A 3,371-nucleotide genomic window follows, 5' to 3' on the forward strand; every position below is an offset into this window, starting at 1 on the left:
AACCAAAAGGGCTCCAGCAACGGAGCCCTTCCTTTTCATTCCAGTAACCTTCCCTGGGGGCGATGCGAAGCGAGCCCCCCTCGTGACCGCGTGGGAGCCACAGCCGCTCGCGCAGCGGCCGGCCGACGGCCGACGTCGACCGGGTAAACGCAGAGAGCCCCTCGACGTTTACTTCTGAGCGATTCCGCAGCAACTCAGCTCTGCTGAGTTGCGAGGACCAGCGAAGAAGCAAACGTCGAGGGGCTCCCGGTGGGACAGATAGCGAGACCGATTCCCTCGACCAGCGACACCCTACGCCACGTCGATCGTGACCTCAACCTCCTGCACGGGCACATCGTAGAACGGGTCTTCGCGCCGTCCCAGGAAGTCTCGCGCCTGTTCCGGGAAGAGCGCATAGGAGAGCACGTCTTCCTCGCTCTTGGCGTACATCCCGATCTCTTCGCGCGCCTTGGGGAGTTCGGGCTCGAGCAGGTCGGCGGGGCGGCTCGTGATGACCTCATCGTCACCGATGATGAGCTTGCGAACCTCTTTCGAGATGGTCACGGGTGGCCGTCCGTACATGCCGTGCACGTAGTCCTTGATCTCCTTCGGGACCACTTTGTAGCGCTCGCCGGAGAGTACGTTCATGAGCGCCTGCGAGCCCACCATCTGCGAGAGCGGCGTTACAAGCGGCGGATATCCCAGCTCGGCGCGCACGCGCGGTACCTCGGCGAGCACCTCGTTGTAGCGGTCGAGCGCGCCGAGGTCGGTAAGGTTGCTGATCATGTTCGAGAGCATGCCGCCCGGCACCTTATAGAGGAGCGCCTTCGGCTCCACCTCGAGCACCTTGGGGTTAAGCCCGCCGTCGGCGAGGAAGCGATCGCGCACGCCGGCGAAGTGCTTGGCGATGACGTCGAGCTTGTCTACGTCGAGCCCCGTCTCGTAGCCCAGACCATCGAGTACGATGGCCATGGACTCCGTGCAGGGTTGGCTCGTTCCCTCCGCGAGCGGGGAGAGGCAGGTGTCGATGATGTCGGCCCCGGCCTCGACGGCCTTAAGGTAGGTCATCTGGCCGATGCCCGCAGTGCCGTGCGTGTGCACCTGTACGGGCAGGTCGGTTGCAGCCTTGATCTCGCCCACGAGCTCGTAGGCTACCTCGGGCGTGAGCACGCCCGCCATGTCCTTGATGCAGATGCTGTCGGCTCCGGCGCGTTCCATCTCGGTCGCGAGCGAGGTGAAGTAACGGATCGTGTGAACGTCGCTCGTGGTGTAGCAGATGGCCGCCTGCACCTCGCCGCCCGCCTCCTTTGCGGCGCGGATCGAGGTCTTGAGGTTGCGCGTGTCGTTGAGCGCGTCGAAGATGCGCAGCACGTCGATGCCGTTCTCAACGGACTTCTTCACGAACTCCTCGACGACGTCATCCGCATAGTTGCGGTATCCAAGCAGGTTCTGGCCGCGCAGCAACATTTGCAGCTTGGCGTTCTTCACGTGACTGCGGATGGTGCGCAGGCGCTCCCACGGGTCCTCGTTCAGGTAGCGCAGGCACGAGTCGAAGGTCGCGCCGCCCCACACCTCGAGGGCGTAGAGCCCGCAGGAATCGAGGTCCTCAAGCACCGGCAGCATATCCTCGATGGGCATGCGCGTCGCGATCTGGCTCTGCTGGCCGTCGCGCAGGATGGTTTCCATAAAGCGAATGGTGCGTCCCATATGGCCGTCCTCCTTTCGCGGTCGCTACGCCTCGGGCCCGCGCGGCGCGAAGATTTTCGACAGCGCGAGCGACACGAGGTAGATGATGATCATGACGACGAAGATGCCGCCCCAGCCAATACCGAGGAGCTCAAAGGCGGTGATAAGGTTCTCAGACATACCTTGTCCTCCCTACATCAAGAGCCCGAGCACGAGGCCGCCGGCGACGACCGAGGCGATCTGCCCGGCCACGTTCGCGGCACTCGCCTGCATGAGGATGAAGTTCTGCGGATCCTCTTCCGTGGCGAGGCGCTGCACGACGCGCGAGCTCATGGGGAACGCCGAGATGCCGGCGGCACCCACCATGGGGTTGATCTTCTCCTTGCGGAAAAGGTTCAAAAGCTTTGCGAACATGACGCCGCCCACCGTGTCCATGACGAAGCCCACGAGGCCGAGCGCCATGACGATGAGGGTGTCGACCTGCAGGAAGTCGTGATACTCCATCTTCACCGAGACGCATAGGCCCAAGAGGATCGAGATGAGGTTCACGAGCTCGTTCTGGGCGCTCTTGGAGAGGCTGTCGAGCACGCCGCATTCGCGCAACAGGTTACCGAACATGAGGAAGCCAACAAGCGGCAGCGAGGCCGGTGCGATGAGACCGGCGATGATGCAGATGATGACGGGGAAGAGGACCTTCGACGTCTTGGAGACGGCGCGCGGGTTGTAGTTCATATGGATGCGGCGCTCGCGCTTCGTGGTGCACGCCTTGATGGCGATGGGCTGGATGATGGGCACGAGGGCCATGTACGAGTACGCGGCGACCATGATGGCACCCATATACTTCGAGCCTAAGCTGTTAGCCACGAAGATGGACGTGGGGCCGTCCGCTGCAGCGATGATGCCCGTGGAGGCGGCGTCGGCGATGTCGAAGCCGAGAAGCGTCGCCACGATGATCACGAAGAAGATGCCGAACTGCGCCGCCGCGCCGAAGATGAGCAGAAACGGGCTCGAGAGCAGCGGACCGAAGTCGATCATGGCGCCGATGCCGATGAAGAGCAGCAGCGGGAAGAGCTCCGTCTCGATGCCCATATCGAAGAGGATCTGGAAGGGTCCGGTCTCTCCGATGACGCCAGAGCTGGGAATGTTCACCAAGATGGTGCCGAGGCCCATGGGCACGAGCAACGTGGGCTCGTATTCCTTCTTGATGCCAAGGTACATGAGGACGCAGCCGATGACCATCATGACGAGACGGCCGGGTTCGGCCGCGAGCGCCACGATGCCGGCAGTCAGCACATCAGCTGCCGTGGTAAGAATCTCCAATGGTCTCTCCTCTGTCGGGTTGACGGTAGGTCGGACGTGGCTGTCAACCCCGGTATCGGGTGAATGGGCACGGGCTGGCAGGTCCCTCCGACCCCGCTGTCAACCCGTGCGGTGCGGTTAGGAAATCGAGAAGAGCAGGTCTCCCGGATTCACCATGTCGCCCTTGGCAACGTTGATCGAGGCGATGGTACCGGCCTGCTCGGCAACGATCTCGCTCTCCATCTTCATGGCCTCGAGGACCATGACGGGCTGGTTGACCTCGACGGTGTCGCCCACGTTGACATGGATGTCGAGGATGGTGCCGGGCATGGGGGCTTCCTGTACGTGGGCGCCCGCCGGTGCGTTGGCGGAAGGCGCGGCTGCGGGAGCGGGCGCGGGCTCCGCGG

The 3,371-nt window shown here is 63.3% G+C and carries 4 protein-coding genes; all 4 read right to left on the bottom strand.

The genetic code is table 11. The features are described from left to right. Positions 1 to 291 precede the first annotated feature (291 nt). A complete protein-coding gene (locus tag HGEM_RS03125) occupies positions 292 to 1,686 on the bottom strand; it encodes an oxaloacetate decarboxylase subunit alpha (protein WP_019127947.1) in 1,395 nt (464 codons plus the stop codon). 24 nt (positions 1,687 to 1,710) lie between these two features. After that, a complete protein-coding gene (locus HGEM_RS10585; RefSeq protein ID WP_019127948.1) occupies positions 1,711 to 1,845 on the bottom strand; it encodes an OadG-related small transporter subunit in 135 nt (44 codons plus the stop codon). Between the two features lie 12 nt (positions 1,846 to 1,857). Beyond that, positions 1,858 to 2,985, bottom strand: coding sequence for a sodium ion-translocating decarboxylase subunit beta (locus HGEM_RS03130; protein ID WP_019127949.1), 1,128 nt, complete (start codon positions 2,983 to 2,985; stop codon positions 1,858 to 1,860). Positions 2,986 to 3,102: 117 nt separating this feature from the next. Beyond that, positions 3,103 to 3,371 (bottom strand): biotin/lipoyl-containing protein (locus tag HGEM_RS03135; RefSeq protein WP_154646816.1); only part of this gene is annotated, 269 nt, incomplete at its 5' end.

Origin of the sequence: Enorma massiliensis phI, assembly GCF_000311845.1 — a bacterium.
Classification (GTDB): domain Bacteria; phylum Actinomycetota; class Coriobacteriia; order Coriobacteriales; family Coriobacteriaceae; genus Enorma; species Enorma massiliensis.

Excerpts from the sequence above, each read along its gene's own strand:
- HGEM_RS10585 (WP_019127948.1), bottom strand. The coding sequence starts at position 1,845 with ATGTCTGAGAACCTTATCACCGCCTTTGAGCTCCTCGGTATTGGCTGG.
- HGEM_RS03125 (WP_019127947.1), bottom strand. The coding sequence starts at position 1,686 with ATGGGACGCACCATTCGCTTTATGGAAACCATCCTGCGCGACGGCCAG.